General features: G+C 65.1%; 20 protein-coding genes and 1 pseudogene. 12 read left to right on the plus strand and 9 right to left on the minus strand.

Annotated elements, in window-relative coordinates; genetic code table 11:
- Nucleotide 1: 1 nt before the first annotated feature.
- From IAE24_RS18660 to IAE24_RS18670, 3 genes are read left to right on the plus strand one after another with little or no spacing between them, the layout of a single operon-like run.
- Entirely contained in the window at nt 2-1,534 is a 1,533-nt protein-coding gene (locus IAE24_RS18660; protein ID WP_199961799.1) for a PepSY domain-containing protein, read from the plus strand.
- Nucleotides 1,535-1,557: 23 nt separating this feature from the next.
- Entirely contained in the window at nt 1,558-2,049 is a 492-nt protein-coding gene (locus IAE24_RS18665) for a MarR family winged helix-turn-helix transcriptional regulator (RefSeq protein ID WP_199961798.1), read from the plus strand.
- Nucleotides 2,046-2,831: a DNA alkylation repair protein gene (locus IAE24_RS18670; protein ID WP_199961797.1), complete on the plus strand. Its 786-nt coding sequence runs from the start codon at nt 2,046-2,048 to the stop codon at nt 2,829-2,831. The genes IAE24_RS18665 and IAE24_RS18670 overlap by 4 nt, the downstream gene beginning before the upstream one ends.
- Here the strand turns inward: IAE24_RS18670 and fur are convergent.
- From fur to IAE24_RS18700, 6 genes are all read right to left on the minus strand, one after another.
- Entirely contained in the window at nt 2,818-3,267 is a 450-nt protein-coding gene (fur, locus tag IAE24_RS18675) for a ferric iron uptake transcriptional regulator (RefSeq protein WP_013802513.1), read from the minus strand. The two genes, IAE24_RS18670 and fur, sit on opposite strands and share 14 nt — an antisense overlap.
- A gap of 17 nt (nt 3,268-3,284) precedes the next feature.
- Nucleotides 3,285-3,845: a gamma carbonic anhydrase family protein gene (locus IAE24_RS18680; RefSeq protein WP_013802514.1), complete on the minus strand. Its 561-nt coding sequence runs from the start codon at nt 3,843-3,845 to the stop codon at nt 3,285-3,287.
- Nucleotides 3,842-3,991, minus strand: a complete 150-nt coding sequence (gene ykgO / locus IAE24_RS18685; RefSeq protein ID WP_199961796.1) for a type B 50S ribosomal protein L36 — start codon at nt 3,989-3,991, stop codon at nt 3,842-3,844. Before ykgO ends, IAE24_RS18680 begins: the two co-directional genes overlap by 4 nt.
- A gap of 44 nt (nt 3,992-4,035) precedes the next feature.
- Entirely contained in the window at nt 4,036-4,926 is an 891-nt protein-coding gene (gene folE2, locus IAE24_RS18690; protein ID WP_199961795.1) for a GTP cyclohydrolase FolE2, read from the minus strand.
- Nucleotides 4,927-4,972: 46 nt separating this feature from the next.
- Nucleotides 4,973-6,193, minus strand: coding sequence for a zinc metallochaperone GTPase ZigA (zigA, locus tag IAE24_RS18695; RefSeq protein ID WP_199961794.1), 1,221 nt, complete (start codon nt 6,191-6,193; stop codon nt 4,973-4,975).
- Between the two features lie 66 nt (nt 6,194-6,259).
- Nucleotides 6,260-6,658 carry a Fur family transcriptional regulator gene (locus tag IAE24_RS18700; RefSeq protein ID WP_013802518.1) on the minus strand — a complete coding sequence of 133 codons (399 nt, stop codon included), beginning with the start codon at nt 6,656-6,658 and terminating at the stop codon, nt 6,260-6,262.
- Between the two features lie 353 nt (nt 6,659-7,011).
- Here IAE24_RS18700 and IAE24_RS18705 point away from each other — a divergent pair, with 353 nt between their 5' ends.
- Both IAE24_RS18705 and IAE24_RS18710 read left to right on the plus strand, forming a co-directional pair.
- On the plus strand, nt 7,012-7,221 hold the full coding sequence (locus tag IAE24_RS18705; protein WP_012205475.1) for a hypothetical protein: 210 nt from the start codon (nt 7,012-7,014) through the stop codon (nt 7,219-7,221).
- 112 nt (nt 7,222-7,333) lie between these two features.
- Nucleotides 7,334-7,681, plus strand: a complete 348-nt coding sequence (locus IAE24_RS18710; RefSeq protein WP_012205474.1) for an RNA recognition motif domain-containing protein — start codon at nt 7,334-7,336, stop codon at nt 7,679-7,681.
- Between the two features lie 154 nt (nt 7,682-7,835).
- On the opposite strand, the gene IAE24_RS18715 is transcribed toward IAE24_RS18710, so the two are convergent.
- Both IAE24_RS18715 and IAE24_RS18720 read right to left on the minus strand, forming a co-directional pair.
- A complete protein-coding gene (locus tag IAE24_RS18715) occupies nt 7,836-10,070 on the minus strand; it encodes an NADP-dependent isocitrate dehydrogenase (protein ID WP_013802520.1) in 2,235 nt (744 codons plus the stop codon).
- A gap of 338 nt (nt 10,071-10,408) precedes the next feature.
- Complete coding sequence (locus IAE24_RS18720; protein WP_233626333.1) at nt 10,409-11,368, minus strand: helix-turn-helix domain-containing protein; 960 nt, start codon at nt 11,366-11,368, stop codon at nt 10,409-10,411.
- An 87-nt stretch (nt 11,369-11,455) separates the two neighbouring features.
- Here IAE24_RS18720 and IAE24_RS18725 point away from each other — a divergent pair, with 87 nt between their 5' ends.
- From IAE24_RS18725 to IAE24_RS18755, 7 genes and pseudogenes are all read left to right on the plus strand, one after another.
- Nucleotides 11,456-12,955 carry a cytochrome P450 gene (locus IAE24_RS18725; RefSeq protein ID WP_199961807.1) on the plus strand — a complete coding sequence of 500 codons (1,500 nt, stop codon included), beginning with the start codon at nt 11,456-11,458 and terminating at the stop codon, nt 12,953-12,955.
- Between the two features lie 112 nt (nt 12,956-13,067).
- Nucleotides 13,068-14,395 (plus strand): annotated as a pseudogene (locus IAE24_RS18730) (GntP family permease).
- A 302-nt stretch (nt 14,396-14,697) separates the two neighbouring features.
- A complete protein-coding gene (locus IAE24_RS18735) occupies nt 14,698-15,735 on the plus strand; it encodes an aliphatic amidase (protein ID WP_199961793.1) in 1,038 nt (345 codons plus the stop codon).
- Nucleotides 15,736-15,807: 72 nt separating this feature from the next.
- Nucleotides 15,808-16,665: a CbbQ/NirQ/NorQ/GpvN family protein gene (locus tag IAE24_RS18740; protein WP_199961792.1), complete on the plus strand. Its 858-nt coding sequence runs from the start codon at nt 15,808-15,810 to the stop codon at nt 16,663-16,665.
- Between the two features lie 12 nt (nt 16,666-16,677).
- Nucleotides 16,678-18,414 (plus strand): nitric oxide reductase activation protein NorD, encoded by a 1,737-nt coding sequence (locus IAE24_RS18745; protein ID WP_199961791.1) that lies wholly within the window; start codon nt 16,678-16,680, stop codon nt 18,412-18,414.
- 80 nt (nt 18,415-18,494) lie between these two features.
- Nucleotides 18,495-19,643 (plus strand): transporter substrate-binding domain-containing protein, encoded by a 1,149-nt coding sequence (locus tag IAE24_RS18750; protein WP_199140023.1) that lies wholly within the window; start codon nt 18,495-18,497, stop codon nt 19,641-19,643.
- Nucleotides 19,644-19,645: 2 nt separating this feature from the next.
- Nucleotides 19,646-20,335 (plus strand): ANTAR domain-containing response regulator, encoded by a 690-nt coding sequence (locus IAE24_RS18755; protein ID WP_199961790.1) that lies wholly within the window; start codon nt 19,646-19,648, stop codon nt 20,333-20,335.
- Nucleotides 20,336-20,918: 583 nt separating this feature from the next.
- On the opposite strand, the gene IAE24_RS18760 is transcribed toward IAE24_RS18755, so the two are convergent.
- On the minus strand, nt 20,919-22,226 hold the full coding sequence (locus IAE24_RS18760) for a response regulator (RefSeq protein WP_199961789.1): 1,308 nt from the start codon (nt 22,224-22,226) through the stop codon (nt 20,919-20,921).
- Nucleotides 22,227-22,399 lie beyond the last annotated feature (173 nt).

Here is a 22,399-nt window from a genome sequence, read left to right on the forward strand (position 1 = left end):
CATGCGCCTTCACCTCAAACGCTGGCTGTTCCTGCTGCACCGTTGGCTGGGCATTGCCGTGTGCCTGTTCTTTGCGCTGTGGTTTGTCTCGGGCATGGTGATGATGTACGTGGGCTACCCCAAGCTCACCGAAGCCGAACGGCTGCGCCACCTGCCCCCGCTCGATGGCAACGCCGTCCTGCTCGCACCCGCCGAGGCGCTGCGCGCGGCCGGCATCGAGGGCCCGCTCAAGGATCTGCGCCTGCATGCCGGCAGCGCCGGCCGTGCCAGCTACCTGGCCACGCCCGAGGGGCGGCGCCAGCCCGTGGCCATCGATGCGGCCAGCGGCCAAGTGCTGCCCGCCACCAGCGAGGCACAGGCCCTGGCCAGCGCCCGCGCCTTCGCGGGGGACGGCACGGGCCTGCACTACCTGGGCACGGTGGATGAGGATGCCTTCAGCCACTCGCGCGCGCTGGACATCCACCGCCCCCTGCACCGCGTGCAACTGGACGATGCCCAGGGCACGCTGCTCTACATCTCCGGCCGCACGGCCGAGGTGGTGCGCGATGCCACGCGCACCGAGCGCGGCTGGAACTACCTGGGCGCCTGGCTGCACTGGCTGTACATGTTCCGGGGCAATGCCTTTGACGGCGCCTGGGCCGACATCGTCAACGTGTTGTCGCTGGTCGGCATTGCCGTGGCCATCACCGGCACCGTGGTCGGGGTGATGCGCTGGCGGTTCAGGCAGCCCTACCGCAGCGGCCGGCGCACGCCCTACCCGGGCCGCGCCATGCGCTGGCACCATGTGGCGGGCCTGCTGTTTGCGCTGACCACGCTGGCCTGGATCTTCAGCGGCCTGATGTCCATGAACCCCTGGCGCCTGTTCGACACGGGCACGCAACCACTGCACATGGCCCGGTGGCAGCAGGGCCCTCTGCGCCTGACAGGGGGAGACGCCACGCCGCAGTCGCTGATTGCCGCAGCGGGCAGCCCCGTGCGCGAACTGCGCTGGCTGCGCACCGCAGGCCGCACCGAAGTGCTGGCCCAGCCCGCAGCCGGCACGCCCCTGGTGCTGGACAGCGCCAGCGCCGCGCCCGTGGCCCATTCGCGCGAGGCCCTGCTGGACCGGGCGGCCGTGCTGATCGACGCACCCGTGCTGCGCAGCGAATGGCTGACCGCGCACGACCTGTACTGGTACGAGCGCGCCGAGCACACCATGATGGGCGGCCATGACAAGCCCCTGCCCGTGCTGCGCGTGGTCTTTGGCGATGCCGCGGCCAGCTGGGTGCACATCGACCCGCACACGGGCCAGGTGCTGGGCCGGCTGGACGGCACCCAGCGCCTCAAGCGCTGGCTGTTCGCCATGCTGCACAGCTGGGACTGGCTGCCGCTGCTGCAGCGCCGGCCGCTGTGGGATGGGCTGCTGCTGGCCTTCAGCCTGGGCGGCCTGCTGATGAGCGCCACGGGCGTGCTCATAGGCGTGCGCAGGCTGCACCGCAAGCGCAGCCATCGCGCACAGGCCACTGCTTGCCTGGAGGCACAGCCACATGGTTAGCCGCCATACTGTATGCTTGCCGCATGCAACTCGAACAGAAATACCAGGCCCTGCTGGCCGAGGCCGAGCGCCGCAAGCTGGACGACGTGGACAGCATGCGGCTGTGCTTCCAGACCCTGTCCCTGGCTGCGCGCATCGACCGTGACTGCGCCGCGCTGCTGGCGCCCCATGGCCTGTCCGAAGGGCGCTTCGTGCTGCTGTTCCTGCTGGAATCCGCCAGCGAAGGGCTGGCGCCCAACCACCTGGCCGAGCAGGCCGGCATCACCCGCGCCACCGTGACGGGCCTGCTGGACGGCCTGGAACGCGAGGCCCTGGCCGAGCGCCTGCCCGACCCGGCCGACCGCCGCGCGCTGCGCGTGCAGCTCACCGCCAAGGGCCGCCAGCTGGCGCGCAAGCTGTTTGCCCGGCACAGCGAATGGATCGCCGGCCTGTTTTCCAACCTGTCGCCCGCCGAACGCGGCCAGTTGGGAAAGCTGCTGGCCAAGGCCGCCGCAGGCGTGGAGGCCAGCGCATGACGGCGCCCGCCCCCCGGCGCAAGGGCGCCAACCGTACGGCCGATATCACTCCCGAACTGCTGCAGGCCCTGTCCCTGGGCGAGATCGAGACCGCCACGCTGACCGAAAGCCTGGCCGTGGACCAGGCCCGGCTGCTGCAGGCCGTCTTTCCCGACGCGTGGCCGCAACTGGAGGACACGGCGCAGGCGCTGGGCCAGCTTGGCATTCTCAAGCGCATGGAGTGCATTGGCGGCCTGCTGTGGCAGGCGCTGGGCCAGGCCGGCTGGCAGCGCTGCCTCACTCACCGCTCTGACACGGTGCGCGGCTGGGCCTGCTTCATGGCCGGTTCGCAGCCGGGCCTGACCCTGAGCCAGCGCCTGGAGCTGCTGCAGCCGCTGGCCGATGACTCGCATTTCGGCGTGCGCGAATGGTCGTGGATGGGCGTGCGCCCGCATCTGGCCAGCGACCTGCCGCAGGCCGTGGCCGAGTTGTCCCGGTGGACAAGGCGGCCCTCCGACCGCCTGCGCCGTTTCGCCAGCGAGGCCTTGCGGCCGCGCGGCGTCTGGTGCAGCCATATCACGGCGCTCAAGCAGCAGCCGGAGATCGCCCTGCCCCTTTTGCGGCGGCTGCGCGCCGATGCCTCGCCCTATGTGCAGGACTCGGTGGCCAACTGGCTCAACGACGCGGCCAAGAGCCGGCCCGACTGGGTGCGCGCACTGTGCGCGCAATGGCTCCAGGAATCGCCCGTGCCCGCCACGCGCCGCATCTGCGAGCGTGCGCAGCGCAGCCTCAAGGAGAGCTAGCCTCCTGCCGGCCCGCCAGCCGCTCGCAGTCGGGCTTGATGCAGCGCCCGTAGAGGATGTGGGAGTGCTCCACGATGGCAAAGCCATGCGAGCGCGCCAGCAGCTTCTGGCGCTGCTCGATCACCGCATCGTGGAACTCCTGCACCAGGCCGCAGCGCGTGCAGATCAGGTGGTCATGGTGCTCACCGTCGTCGAGTTCATAGACCGCCTTGCCCGCCGCAAAGCGCTGCTGGCGCAGCATGCCGGCCTGCTCCAGCTGCGCCAGCACGCGGTAGACCGTGGCCAGGCTGGTGCCCCGGCCCTGGTCATGCAGCTGGCGGTAGACCTCCTCCGCCGCCAGATGCCGCTGGTCCCCGTGGCGAAAGATGTCCAGTACCCACAGTCGCGCCAGCGTGGCCTTCAGCCCCAGGTTCTTGAGGTCAGCGGAATCGGACATGCAGCCCTCCCGGCCGGTCAGAACTCATTGTGGATGGCCTTGTAGCCGCGCACCAATTCGTTGTTGGTGCGGACCACGTCCTCGGAGAAATCGCTGGCGTCGGCGGGCACCTGGGCCAGCGTGGACAGATCGGTCTCCGGGCCTATGCGCGCAGTGGACGGCACGTAGAAGCCTGGCGGCAGGTGGCATCCATCGACCACGGCGTTGTAGCGCACCACGCAGCCGTCATCGACCACGCAGTTGAACAACACGCTGTTGAAGCCGATGAACACGCCATTGCCCACGGTGCAGGGCCCGTGGACGATGGCGCGATGGGCGATCGAGGTGTGCTGCCCCACGCTGACGCGCGCGCCGGACTTGGAGTGGATCACCACCCCGTCCTGGATGTTGGAGTGCGCACCGATCACGATGGGGTCGATGTGGCCGTCCGCATCCATCTCGTCGGCACGGATCACCGCATAGGGGCCGATGAAGACGTTCTCCTCCACGACCACCAGTCCGCACAGGATGGCCGTGGGGTCCACGAAGGCGCTGGCATGGATGCGCGGCAGGTCGCCGCGCGGGTTCTTGCGGATCATCCCTTGCGCCTGTTCTTTGCGCCGCCCTGGCGGGCCTTGAAGCGCGGGTTGCTCTTGCAGATGACGTAGATGCGGCCGCGCCGGCGCACCACCTGGCAGTCTCGATGGCGCAGCTTGGCTTGCTTGAGTGACGAGAGAACTTGCATGGAAAACTCCTTGGGTTGTAGAGAAACGGGTGCCGGCTCGCCGGTCATGCCCAGGCCACGGCATCGTGCGGATGCAGGCTCTCCATGTGGCGCACATGCACGCGCGGCCGGGCGTAGATGCCTTCCAGCGCGGCCTGTATGCGGCGCGCCGCATCCTCGACAAACATCAGGTTGCGGCCGTTGAGCGCGGCAAAGGCCTGCTCGTCGGCGCGCTTGACGGCCGTCTGCACGGGCGTGCCCAGCGCCTGCTCCACCCGGGCGATCAGGGGCAGGATGCCGAGGTCGGGCGCATCACAGGCCAGGTCCACGCTGACCTGGGCCTCGCTGCGCTGGCTGTGTGCCGTGGCCAGAGTGCCATGCCGGCGCAGCCAGGAGGCCACCTGGTCCGGCTCCACCAGTGGCTCGCCCGCAAAGGCCTGCAAAAAGCCATGCTCCAGCAACTGGCGCGACAGTGCCGCCGAGCAGGGGCAGGTCGAGGAATAGCCCACGCCCACCTGCAGCCGCAGCTGGAACACGCCTTGCGCCAGCGTGGCGTCCAGGCGCACGGGATAGGACTTCCAGCCCGACAGATCGTGGGTGACCAGGGCGGGCCGCTGGGCCAGCAGGTCCAGCGACAGGCGCATTCGGGCGCTGCGGCTTTGGCAGTCGAGGTGGCTGTCGATCATGGCCTGCAGCGCATGGCGCAGCGCCAGGGCAGACAGCGCGGATTCCTCGGCCAGGCTGTCCAGTTGCCGGTACAGCCGGGACATGTGTATGCCCTTGACATGGACCGCAGGAAGATCGACCTGCACATCGGCACGCGCATGCAGCTCGCGCCAGTAGCCGGGCTCGGCCACGGTCACGGGCAGGTCTATGCCCTGCATGCCCACCCATTGCAGCGGGCTGAGGCTGGGCGCGGGATCGGTCAGGGAAACATCGGGAAGAGGTGCAGGCATTCAGGGCTCCAGTGGCCACGCCGACCCAGGCCGGCGCGGTATTCGTTCAATTCCAGTCGGGAAACGGGTTGTCCCATTGCGCCCAGGCCTGCGGGCCTCCGGCCATTTCTGCATCGGTCAGCAGGCACTCGTCCAGGCGGGCGCGCAGCGCGTCCTCGTCCATGCCCATGCCGATCAGCACCAGTTCCTGGCGCGCGTCGCCCACGCCATCGACCCATTTGTCCAGGATGCGCTCCACGCTTTCGGGGTCGCGCGGCCAGCGCTCGGCCTCCACGGCGGCCCACCAGTGGCCGGCCGGCCCATGGCGCGCCACGGCGCCGGCCTGCGACCAGGAGCCGGCCAGCGCCGGATGGCTGGCCAGCCAGAAAAATCCCTTGGAGCGCACTACTCCCGGCCATTCGCTTTGCACCAGGCCGAAGAAGCGCCGGGGATGAAAGGGGCGACGGGCGCGGTAGACAAAGCTGGCAACGCCATAGGCCTCCGTCTCGGGCTGGTGCGTGCCACGCAATTGCTGCAGCCAGCCAGGCGCCCTGGAGGCCTCCTCGAAATCGAACAGCCCGGTATCGAGCACGCGATCCAGCGGCAACTGGCCGAAGGAGGCGATCTCCAGCCTGGCACGCGGGTTGAGCCCGCGCAGAATGGCCATCAGCCGCGTGCAGTCCTCCTCGGTGACCAGGTCGATCTTGTTGAGCACGATCACATCGCAGAACTCCACCTGCTCGATCAGCAGATCGACCACGGTGCGGCGGTCCTCCTCGCCCAGCGATTCACCGCGCGAGCGCAGGCTGTCGCGCGAGCCATAGTCGTGCAGGAAGTTGAAGGCATCGACCACGGTCACCATGGTGTCCAGCCGCGCCACATCGCCCAGGCTGCGCCCGTCCTCGCCCGCGAAGGTGAAGGTCTCGGCCACCGGCAGCGGCTCGGAGATGCCCGTGGACTCGATGACCAGCTGGTCGAAGCGGCCCTCGCCCGCCAGCCGCGCCACCTCCAGCAGCAGGTCCTCGCGCAGCGTGCAGCAGATGCAGCCATTGCTCATCTCCACCAGCTTTTCGTCGGTGCGCGACAGGTCGGCCCCGCCATCGCGCACCAGGGCCGCGTCGATGTTGACCTCGGACATGTCATTGACGATGACGGCCACGCGCCGCCCTTCGCGGTTGTGCAGGATGTGGTTGAGCAAGGTGGTCTTGCCCGCGCCCAGAAAACCCGACAGCACGGTCACAGGCAATCGGGCATGCGGCGGCTGAACCGGCGCTACGGTATGCATCATGGAATCTCTCGAACAGGGACAGGGAGCGCGCGGCGGACACTGCAGCCGCATGCGCAGGAAGGGTTCTCAGGCGGGGAGCGCGGTGCAGGCGGAGCACTTGCCATGCAGCTCGATGTTCGAATGGGCGAGCGCAAACGCATGGCCATGCGCCCAGCTGCCCAGGCAGCGGTTGAGCGCGTCGTCCACGAACTCATCGACCTGGCCGCAGCTGTCGCAGATCGCAAAGGCCGAGAAATCATGGCTGCCCTCGTCCGGATGCGAGCAGCAGACATAGGCATTCAGCGACTCCAGGCGATGGACCACGCCCTGCTCGGCCAGCTTGTCCAGCGCGCGGTAGACCTGGGTGGGGGCCGTCAAACCATGGTCCCGCAACTGGTCGAGCAGCGCATAGGCCGTCAGCGGCGCGCCGGCCTGGCGCAGCGTGTCGAGCACGCGTTGTTGCTTGGTGGTCAGGGAGTGGGACATGGTGGTTTCCTGGTCAAAAAGGGCGGGCAGCGACCTTGCCCTGCATCAAAACAGTTATGTTATAACATAACAAAATCGGCGGCCACGCACTGTTTTACAATTAAAAAGAATATTAAGTTGCGCTTAAATACACAACAGGATATAGTCAGCTCCGTTGTTGAGGCCAAGCGTTTAAGCTGCCCACTTCCCTTCCCTGCACAACGGCTGTCCGCCGCTCCCCGCAGGATGTCTCTTGCGACCTTTGTCGCACAGTTGGTCTGTAGAGCTGCAGCCAACCGAGTTCCCAGATGCTCACGCAGGCCTGTTCAAGGCTGCGAACCTGACTGAACCACATTTCAAACACCGGCATTCCCATGGGCAAGTACGTCGTCTCGCCCTCGACACACCCGACCGACTGCGGCCGCTTCCGCGCCTCCTTCGCGGTCCATCGCTCCCAAGGCAACGGCAGCTACTGCCGCGTATTTCGTTTCGACAAGGCGTTCGCCTCCCGCGAAGCAGCACGGCTGTTTGCCGTCACCCAGGGCTGGCTCCAGACCTGCATGCAGCACCCGCCTGCCTGCTGACGGCCCGGCTGCCTGTCGCCTTCCCACCCATTCACCGCCGCGGATGCACAGTCCGCCGCATGCATGCCAACGGTGCGCCCTTTTGCGCACATCCAATCGAAGAGGTTTTCCTATGACCACCAAAATCTACGTGGGCAATCTGCCCTACTCCGTGACCGACTCCAGCCTGGAAAGCAACTTTGCCGAGTTCGGCAACGTGGCCTCCGCCAAGGTCATGATGGACCGCGAAACCGGCCGCTCCAAGGGCTTCGGCTTTGTGGAAATGGCTTCTGCCGAAGTCGCCCAGGCCGCCATCACCGGCCTGCACGGCATGTCCGTGGACGGACGCTCGATCGTCGTGAACCTGGCCCGTCCTCGCGAAGAAGGCCGCAGCTCCGGTGGCTACAGCCCGCAGGGTTACGCAGGCAAGCGTTCTGACGTCGGCTATGGCAATGGCGGCCACGGCGGCGGTCGCTACTGATCACGGCGCAGCTTCCAAAAACCGGCTCTCTGGGCCGGTTTTTTTTCGCCTGCAGTTTTCTTTCCTGCCGTCGCAGGCATGAAAAAACCGGCCGCCCTTGCGGGTCGGCCGGTCATGGCTGAAGCCTGCCGGGGCCAGGCCCCGGCACAGCGGCTTACAGCAGCGCGTCGATGGCTGCGTTGAACGTGGCGCTGGGGCGCATCACGGCATCCATCTTGGCCACGTCGGGCATGTAGTAGCCACCGATGTCCACGGCCTTGCCCTGCACGGCGCGCAGCTCTTCGATGATCTTGGACTCGTTGTCGGCCAGTTGCTTGGCCAGCGAAGCGAACTTGGAGGCCAGTTCGGCATCTTCCGTCTGCGCCGCCAGGGCCTGTGCCCAGTACAGGGCGATGTAGAACTGGCTGCCACGGTTGTCCAGCTCGCCGGTGCGGCGCGAAGGCGACTTGTCTTCGTCCAGCAGCTTGCCCGTGGCTTCATCCAGGGTCTTGGCCAGCAGCTTGGCGCGGGCGTTGTCGTTCTTGATGCCCAGGTCTTCCAGCGACACGGCCAGTGCCAGGAACTCGCCCAGCGAATCCCAGCGCAGGTGGTTTTCTTCCACCAGCTGCTGCACGTGCTTGGGAGCCGAGCCGCCAGCACCCGTTTCGTACATGCCGCCACCGGCCATCAGGGGCACGATGGACAGCATCTTGGCCGAGGTGCCCAGTTCCATGATGGGGAACAGGTCGGTCAGGTAGTCGCGCAGGATGTTGCCGGTCACCGAGATGGTGTCCAGGCCGCGGGCCACGCGCTCCAGCGTGTAGCGCATGGCGCGGACCTGAGACAGGATGTGGATTTCCAAGCCCGTGGTGTCGTAGTCCTTCAGGTAGGTGTTGACCTTCTTGATCAGCTCGGCCTCGTGCGGACGATAGGGGTCCAGCCAGAACACGGCAGGCATGCCGGAGTTGCGGGCACGCGTGACGGCCAGCTTGACCCAGTCGCGGATGGGAGCGTCCTTGACCTGGCACATGCGCCAGATGTCGCCCTGCTCCACGTTCTGGCTCATCAGCACTTCGCCGGTGGCCAGATCGACGATGTTGGCAACGCCGTCTTCCTCGATCTCGAAGGTCTTGTCGTGCGAGCCGTACTCTTCGGCCTTTTGCGCCATCAGGCCCACGTTGGGCACGGTGCCCATGGTCTTGGGGTCGAAGTTGCCGTGCCACTTGCAGAAGTTGATCATCTCCTGGTAGATGCGGGCAAAGGTGGACTCAGGCATCACGGCCTTGCAGTCATAGGGCTTGCCGTCGGCGCCCCACATCTTGCCGCCCTGGCGGATCATGGCGGGCATGGACGCGTCAACGATCACGTCGTTGGGCGAGTGGAAGTTGGTGATGCCCTTGGCAGAGTCCACCATGGCCAGCGCGGGACGGTGTTCCTGGCAGGCGTGCAGGTCACGGATGATCTCTTCGCGCAGCGAGGCGGGCAGCGTCTCGATCTTCTCGTACAGCGTGGACATGCCGTTGTTGACGTTCACGCCCAGCTCGTCGAACAGCTTGCCGTGCTTCTCGAAGGCTTCCTTGTAGTAGATCCTCACGCAGTGGCCGAACACGATGGGGTGCGAGACCTTCATCATCGTGGCCTTGACGTGCAGCGAGAACAGGATGCCGGCGTCGCGGCAGTCGTCCAGTTCCTTTTCATAGAAGTCGCACAGCGCCTTCTTGCTCATGAACATGGAGTCGATGATCTCGCCGGCCTTCAGGGCCACCTTGGACTTGAGCACCACGGTCTTGCCGCTCTTGGTGGTCAGCTCCATCTTGACGTCGCGTGCGGCGTCCAGCGTGATCGACTTTTCGCCGTGGTAGAAGTCGCCGTGCTCCATGTGCGAGACATGGGTTTGCGACCACTGCTTCCACTCGCCCATGGAGTGGGGGTGCTTCTTGGCGTAGTTCTTGACGGCGGCAGGAGCGCGGCGGTCGGAGTTGCCCTCGCGCAGCACGGGGTTCACGGCCGAGCCCAGGCACTTGCCGTAGCGTGCCTTGATGTCCTTTTCCTGGTCGTTGGTCGGATTCTCGGGGTAGTCGGGCAGTGCGTAGCCCTTGCCCTGCAGCTCCTTGATGGCAGCCGTCAGCTGGGCCACCGAGGCGCTGATGTTGGGCAGCTTGATGATGTTGACATCGGGCTCCAGCGTCTTCTTGCCGAGCTCGGACAAGGTGTGGGCCACGCGCTGGTCTTCGGCCAGGAATTCGGAGAACTCACCCAGGATGCGGTGGGCCACGGAGATGTCGGCGGTCTCGACATTCACGCCGACGGGTGCGGCAAAGGCGCGCACCACAGGCAGGAAGGCACTGGTGGCAAGGCGCGGAGCCTCATCGGTCAGGGTGTAGATGATGGTGGGTTGCTGCGTGCTCATCTCTTGTCTCAGGTAGTGAAAAGGTAGGGGTCGCGCCGCAGGCCGTCGAACCGGGCATCCGCTAGGGGAAACGGGGCCGGTGCAGCCTGAGGCAGTAGGACCGTCACGCAATGCCCCGTCGCGCCAGCATGCTGCCCCGGCGTTTTCTGCAATGCGATCCCACAATACAAAATTCTAAGCGGAACCCGCCATATTTTTTAAGTCTTGTAGAAGACTTAGGGTTTTACAGCGGCATTCGGGACCTGTTTTCACAGGGAAACGGCTTGCAGCCCCCGAGTTTTCTACCATGCAAAAAATGCTGTAGCGTGACGGACACGCAAGCGAAGCAGACCCCCGGGTCAAACCCAGAGCCGATACATCCAGAACGATTCATCGTGCTCGAAGCGCCGCGCAAACTCCCCCGGCGAAAACCCCGTGATCTGGCGCACGGCGCGGCACATATGGGCCTGGTCGGAGAAGCCCTCGTCCAGCGCCAGCGCGGCCCAGTCCAGCGCCTGTCCCTGTTCATGGTGGCGCCGCGCCGCATGGAACAGGCTTTCCGTGCGCACCATGCCCTGCCATTGCCGCAGGGAGCGGCCGCTGAACTGCTTGATGCGCCGCTCCACCTGGCGCGCGCCCAGCGTTCTTTGCCATTGCAGCGCCTGCATCCCCAGCCAGGCCACCCAGTGGCGCCCATGCTCGCGCAATGAGGGCAGCACCTGCAGGGCGCTCCCCCGGACCTCGCGCCAGCGCGGCGCCAGGTGGCGCTGCAACGCGTCCAGGGTGCCGGCATCGTCCTGCGCATGCAGCAGGGCCTGGCACAGCGCGGACCAGGACGGCCCCAGCACCCCGGATGCCGCGACAAAGCCATCCTGCGCCTGCAGCACGCCGGGGCCGAACAGCTGCAGCGCGGCATCCAGGTGCAGGCAGACCATGCCGCCACGGCCCGGCCCGCTAGCCCAGCTGGCCGTCGGCGCTGTCTGGCTGCCCGAGAGCATGACGGATGCCTCAAAGGGCTCGCAGCCCTGCACGCCCACCAGGCCTGCGGCCATGTCCTGGTACCAGGACAGGCAGACCATGGGGGTGGCGGGAAAATGCGACAGCCGCTGCGCATCGTCCAGGACCACGCCCCGCGTATCGCGGCAGACGACGGCCACCACCGCACCATGCAGCCCTGCCGGCGCGGGATACAGCATGGAGTGCGGCTGCCGCCCCTGGCCTGCCCAGCGCGCGGCCCTGGCATGCAGGGGCGGACAGGCAGCAAAGGCACTGGGCGTACAGGCTTCGATCGCGGCTTCGGGCATGACGACGGCATCCATGGAGGCGCAGTGTAGGCCTTGCCGCCCGCCGATCCCGTGACGCTTTCGTTCAAGACCACGGGCGGCGTGACCAGCGAGCATGGGAACATGAACCGCCCGAATTCCACGCAAGATACCTGCACACCGGCGCCGTCGAACGCGGCCTCCTGCCCCTTTGCCACGCAAGCGCCGCAACCCGCGCAAGCGCCGCAACCCGAGCAATCCGAGCAGACGGCCTCCACGGCCTGGCCACCCGGCCCGGCACCGGGGCTCATGGGCTGGGGCCTGCTGCGCCGCATGTCGCGCGACCTGCTGGGTACGCTGGCGCAATGGCGCGGCGAGCACGGCGATGCCATCCATCTGCGCATCTGGCCAGAGCACCAGGTCGTCGTCACGGATCCCGAACTGGTGCGCGAGCTGCTGGTGGGCCAGCACGATGCGCTAGTGCGCTGGGAGCACGGCATCTCGGTCTTTGCCCAGCTGCACGGCCACAGCGTGCTGGTCAGCGAAGGCCAGCCCTGGCGCAGCAAGCGGCAGGCGCTGTTGCCGGCCTTCTCCCCCAAGGCCGTGCAGGCCCAGATACCGGCCCTGGCCGCAGCCGCCCAGGCCGCGCTCCAGGCCTGGCCACAGCAGTCCGAGGACTTTCCCATGGAACAGGCGCTGACCGCCCTGGCCATGGATGTGATCATGCGGCTGATGTTCTCCGGCGCCATCGGCGAGGATGCGCGCTCCGCGGAGCAGGCCATCCGCGAAGTCAGCCATGCCGCCCACAGCGAGTTCTACTGGCCCCTGCGCTGGCCCGATGCCATGCCATGGAAGCGCCGCAAGCGCCGGGCGCTGGCCTGGCTGCGCAGCTTCATCGACCGGCAGGTCCGGCTCCGGCTGGCGCAGGCCGATGCACACTGGCCCGAGGATCTGCTCAGCCGCCTGCTGCGCCTGCACCGGGGCGACGCCCAGGCCTGGACACTGCAGGCCGTGCGCGATGAGTGCATGACGGCCTTTCTGGCAGGTCACGAAACCGTGGCCAGCAGTTTGACCTGGTGGTCCTGGTGCATGGCCACCCATCCCGAGGCGCAGCAGCAGGTGGCCGACGAGATCCAGGAACAGCTGCAGGGCCGCACGCCCACGGCGCAGGACCTGCCCGCGCTGCGCCAGTTGGGCTGGAGCCTCCAGGAAGCCATGCGCCTGTACCCGGCCGCGCCGGTGCTCATCAGCCGGCGTTGCACGCGGCCTGTGCAGCTGGGCCCGTGGCGCCTGCCCGCGCGAACCCTGTTCATGATTGCGCCCGGCCTCATGCAACGCGATGCGCGCTGGTTCCCGCAACCCGATGTCTTTCAGCCGCAGCGTTTCGCCGATGCCGACAAGGACAGAGCCCCTGCCGCGCCGCGCGGCAGCTGGATGCCCTTTGGCACCGGCCCGCGCGTATGCCTGGGCCAGCACCTGGCCAGCACGGAGATGACGGTGGTGGCAGCCATGGTGCTGCAGCGCCTTCGGCTGAGCGTGCCCGAAGGTGCCAGCGCGCCCCGCCCCGTGCTGCAGGTCACGCTGCGGCCATCCACGCCCTTGAGACTGCGGCTGCAATCGCGCAGAGGCGCACAGACCGGGTAAACGTGGCGATATATTGCGCCAAATCATCTACAAAGCACGCCAATTACGCCAAATTGTCACCCATCCGCATTTATTCTGTCTTTTTGACTAGAACTACTGGACTGGAGACGATTTGAGTACCCTGGCAATCGTGATTTCACTGGCGGGACTGATGTTCCTGGCCTACCGAGGCATCTCCGTGCTGCTGCTGGCCCCCCTGATGGCCGCCGTGGCCGTGCTGCTGTCCGGCGACCTGGGCCACATGCTGCCGCTGTACACCAGCACCTTCATGGGCGCCCTGGGCAACTACATGCTGCAGTTCTTCCCCGTGTTCCTGCTGGGCGCGCTGTTCGGCCAGTTGATGGCGGACTCGGGCGCAGCCACCGCGATATCGCACTGGATCATGCGCGTGCTGGGCGAGAAGCACGCCATCCTCACGGTGGTTCTGGCCTGCGCCGTGCTCACCTATGGCGGCGTGTCGCTGTTCGTGGTGGCCTTTGCCATCTATCCGATTGCCAAGTCGCTGTTCCGCGCGGCCCATGTGCCCAAGCGTCTGATACCGCCCACCATCGCGCTGGGCTCGTTCACCTTCACCATGACGGCGCTGCCGGGCACGCCGTCCATCCAGAACGCCATTCCCATTCCGTACTACGGCACCAATGTGTTCGCGGCGCCGGGCCTGGGCATCATCGGCGGCATGACCATGCTGGCCCTGGGCCTGTGGTGGCTGCAGTCGCGCGCGGCCAAGGCGCGCGTGGCCGGCGAAGGCTACGGCGACCATGACGATGCCGTCGAGCAGGGCCTGCATGAAGAAAGCGATCCCGCCCTGCACAGCCGCCGGGACCTGCCGCTGCTGCTGGCCCTGCTGCCGCTGGTGCTGGTGATCGCGGTCAACGCGCTGCTGACCTACGGCGTGTTCCCGCAGATGGATTTCGGCTTTCTGAAGGAGCGCTTTCCTGCCGTGGACCCGGCCAAGCAGACGGGCCTGTGGGCGCTGATCATGGCCCTGGCCGTGGCCTGCGCCGCACTGGTGCTGCTGGGCCTGGGCCGCTGGCGCAATCTCAAGGAGTCGGTGAACAAGGGCGTGCTGGGCTCCATGCTGCCCATCTTCAACACGGCCTCGGAAGTGGGCTACGGCGCGGTCATCGCGGGGCTGGCGGGCTTTGCCATCATCCGCGAGGCCGTGCTCAACGTGGCGCCACACAACCCGCTGATCTCCGAGGCCGTGGCCATGAACGTGCTGGCGGGCATCACGGGGTCGTCGTCGGGCGGCCTGTCGATTGCCCTGTCCACGCTGGGCAAGGACTACCTGGCCATGGCCGCCCAACTGGGCATCAGCCCCGAGCTGCTGCACCGCGTGGCCGCCAGTCATACGGCAACATCGCCATCATGACCATTGGCGCGCCACTGCTGGCCCTGGTGCTGGTGATCACGCTCGGCACCATGTTCGGGTCCTTCTGAGGGACCAGGGCGCAGAGCGCGCGCGGGAAATACCACGGCCTCGCGCCCGCCACAACCGGCATATGACGTATATGCGCGGGGCGGGTGCAAGGCAACAATGCATGCACGGCGATAAGGCATCGCCCTGATCGTTCCCGCATCACCGACAAGACGACATCCGCTGCCAAAGCTGCCAGCGCCGATGTCGGGCAACAAGGCCCGAACCGCTCCCTGACCCGGAGCGGTTCGGGCCTTTTTTGTTGACTGGGAATCGAGGGGGCGATGCCGCACGCCGCCCCCTCAACCCCTTCAGGAGCAGCAGCATGAGACACGGAGATATTTCCAGCAGCAACGATTGCGTCGGCGTGGCGGTGGTCAACTACAAGATGCCACGCCTGCACACCAAGGCCGAGGTGCTGGACAACTGCCGCAAGATCGCGGACATGCTGGTGGGCATGAAGCGCGGCCTGCCGGGCATGGACCTGGTGATCTTCCCCGAGTACTCCACGCACGGCATCATGTACGACGCCAAGGAGATGTACGACACGGCCAGCGCCATCCCGGGCGAAGAGACAGAAATCTTCGCCGACGCCTGCCGCAGGGCCAACGTCTGGGGCGTGTTCTCGCTGACGGGCGAGCGCCATGAGGAGCATCCCAACAAGGCGCCGTACAACACCCTGATCCTCATGAACAACCAGGGCGAGATCGTGCAGAAGTACCGCAAGATCATGCCCTGGGTGCCCATCGAGGGCTGGTACCCGGGCGACTGCACCTATGTGAGCGAAGGCCCCAAGGGCCTGAAGATCAGCCTCATCATCTGCGACGACGGCAACTACCCCGAGATCTGGCGCGACTGCGCCATGCGCGGCGCCGAGCTCGTCGTGCGCTGCCAGGGCTACATGTACCCGGCCAAGGAGCAGCAGATCATGGTCTCCAAGGCCATGGCCTTCATGAACAACTGCTACGTGGCCGTGGCCAATGCGGCGGGCTTCGACGGCGTGTACTCGTACTTCGGGCACTCGGCCATCATCGGCTTCGACGGCCGCACCCTGGGCGAGACCGGCGAGGAGGAAATGGGCATCCAGTACGCCGAACTGTCCAAGCACCTGATCCGCGATGCGCGCAAGAACGGCCAGTCTCAGAACCATCTGTTCAAGCTGGTGCACCGGGGCTACACCGGCACCATCAACTCCGGCGACGGGGACAAGGGCGTGGCCGCCTGCCCCTACAACTTCTACAGCCAGTGGGTCAACGATCCCGAGGGCACGCGCGAGATGGTGGAGTCCTTCACACGCACCACCGTAGGCACGCCCGAATGCCCCATCGAAGGCATTCCGCACGAGACGCCCAAGCACCGCTGACAGCGTCCTGCCTCCGAGCCTGCAGGCCTGGGGGCAGGCCCGCCCATGAATACGGAAAGGTGAAGAGTGAAGATGAGCACGACAACAACCACAGGCCCGCTGCACCCTCCTGCCAACCAGGCCGCCGACCCGCTGGCGGCCTACCGCATCGAGGAAGAGCCCTTCTACCGACCCTCGGGCCGCGAAGTGCAGCTCTACCGCCAGGCCTACCAGCACCGCATGCCGCTCATCCTCAAGGGCCCCACGGGCTGCGGCAAGACGCGCTTTGTGGAGTACATGGCGTGGGCGCTCAAGCGCCCCCTGGTCACGCTGGCCTGCAACGAGGACATGACGGCTTCCGACCTGGTGGGCCGCTACCTGCTGGATGCCGACGGCACGGCCTGGCACGACGGCCCGCTGACCCTGGCCGTGCGCCACGGCGGCATCTGCTATCTGGACGAAGTGGTGGAGGCCCGCCAGGACACCACCGTCGTCATCCACCCGCTGACCGACGCGCGCCGCACCCTGCCGCTGGACAAGAAGGGCGAGGTGGTCCACGCGCACCCTGACTTCCAACTGGTGGTCTCCTACAACCCCGGCTACCAGAGCAGCGCCAAGGACATGAAGCCATCGACGCGCCAACGCTTCGCGGCGCTGGACTTCGACTACCCGGCGCCCGAGATCGAGGCGGACATCGTGGCCCACGAGACCGGCATTGCCCCGGCCACCGCTCGCAGCCTGGTCAGCCTGGCGCGCAGCACGCGCGAACTGCGCCACCGGGGCCTGGACGAAGGCGCCTCCACCCGCATGCTGATCTACGCGGGCCTGCTGATGCGCGACGGCATGCCGGTGCATGACAGCTGCGACATGACCATCACCAGCGCCCTGACCGACGACCCCGACACCGCCGCCGCGCTGCGCCAGCTGGTCGAAGCAGAGTTCGGCGCCTGAGGGCCGCGCGCCATGGCCATCGTCTCCGTTGCCGTGCCCGAAGAGTCCCGTCTGCTGCACACGCTGGGCCTGCTGGCCAGCGGCCTGGCACGCCAGCCTGTCGCCGTGCAGGCGCTGGCCAGGATGCCGACCAGTGCCCCGGCGCCAGGCCAGGCCCACGCCCTGCCGCCGCGCGCCGTGCTGATCAGCCAGCCTGCCCGGCTGCTGGTTCCCGCCAACTTGCCCATTGAGGCAAACCTGCACGCAGCAACAATGGCCCATGCCGCAGCCCATCTGCGCTTTTCGCCCGCCCGCCAGGACAGCCGTGCCCTCAAGCCCATGGGCCAGGCCGTGGTGGGCGCACTGGAAGATGCGCGCGTGGAGCGGCTGCTGTGCCTGCAGCACCCTGGCGTGCGCCGCTGGTTCGAGGCCTGCATCGCGCCCGAGCCCGACCCATCGGACCTGGGCTTTGCCGCCTTCATGGCCCGGCTGGACCGCATGCTGCTGTGGCCGGAGCGCATGGACGGCAACCACTGGATCCACAAGGCCCGCGACCTGTTCGAGGACACCGCCACGCGCCATGGCCTGGAGGACTACGCCGCATTCCGGGCCATTGCCTCCATCCTGGCCAACGACCTGGGACAGATGCGCGTGCGCATGGACCCGCAGCACCATGCCGTGCCCAGCACCTACCGTGATGACAACAGCTATCTCTGGCAGCATCCGGAGTCGCCCCAGGGAGAGGAAGACACACTCGCGCTGCAGCAGTCCGCTGCGCGCGCGGCTCCGCCTCCATCGGCCGGCGCAGGACAGCCGTCCGATGCACAGGAAGGCCCGTCGCTGGACCTGGACCCAGGCCTGGAACTGTCGCGCCACAGCTATCCCGAATGGGACCGCAGGTCGGAGCGCCTGAAGACGGACTGGTGCACCGTCATCGACACCCTGCCCGCATGGCAGGCCGAGGCTTTGGCCGGGAAAGGCTCCCAGGCCGGCAGACAGACACTGCCGCCCCTGCCGCTGTCGCCCGCACGCCAACTGGACCGGCGCCAGCGCCTGCGCCGCCAGTGGGAAGGCGATGACCTGGACTTCAATGCCGCCATCGAGGTCCAGGTGGACCGCCGCCTGAACCTGCGCCCTGAGCCCCGCCTTTTCATCCGTGCCGGCAAAGGCCCGCGCCCCATCAGCCTGCTGGTGCTGATGGACGCTTCCGAATCGGTCAACACGCCCGGCCCCCACGGCGCCAGCCTGCTGGAGCTGGAGAAACAGGCGGCCCTCATGCTGGCCGAATCGCGCGCAGGCCACAGGACCGGCGTGGACCGCCTGGCCATCCACGCCTTCTCGTCCAACACGCGCGCCGAAGTCCGCTACCTGCGCCTGCTGGACTTCGGCCAACCCTTTGCCGCAGCAGCGGCCACCCGGTTGCAGGCACTGCAGGGTCGCCATTCCACCCGCCTGGGCGCCGCCCTGCGCCACGCCAGCAGCCTGCTGGCGGCCGAGCCTGCTGGCCAGCGCCATCTGCTGGTGATCACCGACGGCGCACCCGCCGACATCGACGTGCATGACGATCGCTACCTGATCGAAGACGCGCGCCACGCCGTACAGCAGGCCCGCGCCGCAGGCATACGCATCAGTTGCCTGGCCGTGGACAGCCAGGCAGACGGCTATGTGCACCATATCTTTGGCGGGCGCAACTACGGCATTGCCGACGACGCGCGTCATCTGCCAAGGCGGCTGTCCCAGATGGGCGCAAGGCTCGCAGCCGGCCGCTGACCACGGCAAGCGCCACGGAAATCTCGATTAACCTGAAGCATGCAAAGAACGCAAGCCAGCACCTGGCGCAGAAGGAACCCATGAACGACCCCGTCAGAGTCGGCATTCTTTACTCGGCCACCGGCACCACATCGACCATCGGCCAGTCCCAGCTGCAGGGCGCGCAGCTGGCCATCGACGAAATCAACGAGGCGGGCGGCCTGCTGGGGCGTGAACTGGTGGCAGTGCGCTACGACCCAGCCTCCACGCCGGCCCGCTATGCGGCCCTGGCCGAGCAACTCATCGTGCGCGACGGCATCAACGTCATCTTCGGCTGCTACATGTCCAGCAGCCGCAAGGCGGTCATACCCATCGTCGAGAAATGGAACAAGCTGCTGTTCTATCCCACGCTCTACGAAGGCTTCGAGTTCTCGGGCAATGTCATCTACACGGGCGCCGCGCCCAACCAGAACAGCGTGCAACTGGCCGACTACATGACCAGCAGCTTCGGCGCGCGGGTCTACCTCATCGGCTCGGACTACATCTACCCCTATGAGTCCAACCGCATCATGGGCGAGCTGGTCATGCAGCACCCGGGCAGCGACAAGCTCGGTGAACACTACCTGCCGCTGGATGCCACCGAGCGCGACTACGCGGCCATCATGCAGGACATCCGCGCCAGACAGCCGGACTTCATCTTCTCCACCGTGGTCGGCGACTCCACGGCCAGCCTCTACCGCGCCTATGCCGATGCGGGTTTCAACCCGCAGACCATGCCGATTGCCAGCCTCACCACCTCCGAGGCCGAGATCGCCCAGATGGGCGCCGATGTGGCGGCCGGCCACTTCACGGCCGCGCCCTACTTCCAGTCCATCGATTCGCCCGCCAATGCGCGCTGCCTGGCCCGGCTGCGCCAGCGCCTGGGCGACGACTGCCGGCCCAACCTGTGCTGGGAGGCCGCCTACTTTCAGATGCACCTGTTCGCCAACGCCTTCCGCCAGGCCGGCAGTGACCGCATAGGCGAGTTGCTGCCCCATCTGCTGGGCAGCGAGTTCGACGCGCCCCAGGGCCGCATCCGGCTGGACCCCGACAACCACCACACCTGGCTGCACCCGCGCGTGGGCCGCGCCAATGCACAGGGCGGCTTCACCATCGTGCGCCAGGCCACCCGGGCCGTCTCGCCCGACCCCTACCTGGTCACCCACTCCCTGGGCGACTGGACCGCCAGCCTCGGTGCCCTGGAGACCTGAGCGTGGATGCCGCCCCGAACAAGGACACCGGCAGCGCTGCCACAGGCCGGCAGCTGCTGGAAAGAAAACCGCTGCTGCGTGCCACCTCGCCCCAACTGAAGGAACTGCGCCAGCTGCGCATTGCCGTCGTCCACCCCGACGACGCGGACGGCCGCCTGCTGGCCCAGCAACTGCAGCGCATAGGCTGCCAGGTCCAGGCCATCTGGCCGCCCCAGCCCAGCCTGCCCGAGGGCACGGACGTGGTCTTCCTGGCCGTGCGCCCCGATCACCTGCAGTTGAACTACGCCTGGACCCAGGGCGAGGGAGAGAGCCCGCCCACCGCCATCGCCGTGGTCAACTACGAGAACCCCACCATCGTCTCCGCCGTGCTGGAGCTGCAGGTGCAAGCCATCCTGCCCTCGCCCATCCGCTCCTTCGGCCTGCTGTCCACATTGGTGCTGGCGCGCAGAAACCACAAGGAATCACGCCAGCAGCAGCAGCGCATCGCCAAGCTCCAGGCCAAGCTGCTGGGCCAGCGCCGCGTGGCCGAAGCCAAGGCCATCCTCATGCAGACCCACCAGATCAACGAAGACCAGGCCTACGACATGATCCGCGCCCAGGCCATGAGCCGGCGCAGCTCGGTGGAGGAGATTGCCCAGGCCATCGTCCATGCGAGCGAAATACTGTCGCTGGGCAAGGGCGTGGGCAGGTAAATCACGCAGGACTCCTGCCGCCAGCAGCCATGGCTTGACCCCGGGGAACCAGGGTCCTCTTTTTTTGAACGCATGCAGCGTGTGAATACTTTGATCAAAAGTTACCCACCAAACCGCCCACATATGTGAATGTCACTCTCGTTCGATGAGAATCTGATAATGGATTATCAACATCAATTACTTTGTCAAATTTTGCATCGCTTGCAAAATCGCACAACTCTCAGATTAGCATTTCATCCTTAAGCATTGACGTGTTGGGCGTCAACAATAAACCATAGTATCGCGAGGCATAAAATGATAGAAGGCGGATGGTGGAAAGCCTATACCAAAAATGGCCGGTATATAGGACTGATTGAAGGAGATGAATTCATAGTCGGAGACAAGAGAATTTTATACAGAATAAGCAACAGCAAACTATATTCCACAGAAGTACCACCTTCACATATAGCTGATATATCAGAAAAACAAGCGATTACATCCAACGGTGAAATTCTGCTGAAATTCTTCAAGACGAGCAGAGAGCGAAAACCATTAACAACTTGATCAAACCCATACCAAAACAATTACAAAATCTCAAAAATCATCAAACAGCCGAGGCCATGGCACGAATCGGCAATTTCCGGCCAAGATCAACACGCAATTGCATTCTGCGTATCAAGTCTGTCGTCAAAACTCGACCTGCCGTAAGCAATACCAAACCTTCCCTCGATACGAAGTCTTGAGCCAAAATCATTCCTGGCCGGAGCTCCGAACAGGGAACATAAAGTGGGGCTGGGTCGGCAACGGGGGTTGCCTGTATCAAAATCTGCAAGAAAGCATCGACAACCTCTGGATCAAATTGTGTTCCTCTGCCATGCGAAATGAGGGTTCTTGCCTCTGCACAATTTAGGGGCTTGCTGCTTAAATGCCCTATCATCAGGTCATCGTAAAAATCAGCAACCGCTATTATCCGAGCTCCTATTGGAATATCCTTCCCTTTCAGGCCATCAGGGAAACCTGCCCCGTCGAATCGCTCATGGTGGGACCTGACGAGAGTAGCGACCGGGTGCGCATCGTCTATCGGCAGAAGCAACTGTTCTCCCAAGCTGCTGTGATTCCTATATTTTTCCAGCTCTTCATGACTCAAGCTTGGGACGGGCTTGTTCAACATCCCATCGGCAAGAGTAATATGGGCAATATCATGAATGAGCGCAGCAACAAAAGAATTCTGCTGATCTTCTTCGCTTAGCTGCATGATATTTGCGGTTCGGCGGGTCAGATCCGCAACGCGTCTAGAATGCCCTGCAAGCAGCCCGCCCCGCCACTCAAGAAGATTGGAAAACATCCGAATAGCTGCGACGAAATTCTTCTTAAGCTTCCTATGCGCCTCCAACAGTTCGTCGTCATGCTCATGGGCAGTAAGCTCAACAGTTGCATTTAATTCTGCCAGCTCCTTCGTCAGCGCTTTATTTTTCTGATCCAGACGGATATTCTCATGGCGTGTGATTTTCTGATCGTTTAATTGATCAATAGCATCCAAAAATTGCTCACTATTCCAAGGTTTTACTATGTGACGGTACAAACCCATCAAACGACCAATGCCTTTCGGAATCACAGTTCTGCCGTATTCCGAAAGAAAAATCACAAACAGGTCAGGGAACTGTCCAACAATACTCTCCAACCACTGTCCGCCATCCTTGTCAAGTACATGCGTATTGCATATCAACAAGTCAATTCGTCCACCAGAAAACTCCGCCAATGCTTCTGGCGAGCTTGCTGCCATCCGCAGATCATATCCAGCCTGACCAAGCAACAGGTTTAACCCTGCAAAGTCCTCCACCTCCGGATCAATCAACAATGCCTGCAACCGCGATTGCTGTGCAAATGATTCTTGTTTCTCTTCAGCATTCATTTGGCATGCCTCCAATTGCATTATTCGATGCATCGATCAATGAGTCTCAAGAATATGACATCGAAAGGCATTGGTGAAGATAGTAATTCTTTACTAGCATCACGCAATTGAAGATCAAATTCATTCGAATCCTTTCATCCACTTACATGTAGCTACCACCACCAACCTCGCGC

This window comes from Delftia sp. S65 (assembly GCF_016516495.1).
Lineage (GTDB): Bacteria > Pseudomonadota > Gammaproteobacteria > Burkholderiales > Burkholderiaceae_C > Comamonas > Comamonas acidovorans.